We start from the raw sequence: 552 nt of genomic DNA, 5'->3' as shown, positions 1-552 counted from the left end.
CCCACACCAGCTTCACCAACGAGCAATGGGTTGTTCTTACGACGACGACATAGAACTTGGATCGTACGTTCTAGCTCTTTGTCACGGCCAATTAATGGATCAATATTACCGGCCTTCGCCACTTGGTTGAGGTTTGTTGCAAAGCTTTCTAAACGCTCATCGGAACCTGTTTCTTCGACACTATCCGAGCTAAACGAATCTGAAGAAGATGGATCTTCTCCGGCGCCAGAAGCTTTCGTAATACCGTGGGAGATAAAGTTGACAATATCTAAGCGAGAAATGTCGTTTTTCTTCAATAAATAAGCGGCGTGCGACTCTTGTTCGCTAAAGATTGCGACCAATACATTAGCACCCGTTACTTCGTTGCGACCAGACGACTGAACATGGAAAACCGCGCGTTGCAATACACGTTGAAAACTCAAAGTCGGCTGGGTTTCGCGCGTCTCATCACTTTCAGGGATAAGCGGCGTAGTTTGATCGATGAATATATCGAGCTCATTGCGCAAAGCATCGAGGTCTGCTTTGCAGGCTAAAAGGGCTTCCTTAGCTGCA

General features: G+C 46.9%; 1 pseudogene. It reads right to left on the bottom strand.

Features of this window, described 5'->3' with window-relative positions:
* A pseudogene (locus tag R8O11_RS30420) lies at positions 1–552 on the bottom strand (hypothetical protein); the annotation flags it as partial.

The organism is Vibrio sp. 1288, assembly GCF_033344475.1.
The sequence above is the reverse complement of the archived record's forward strand: the minus strand, read 5'-3'. Positions and strand labels throughout refer to the sequence as shown.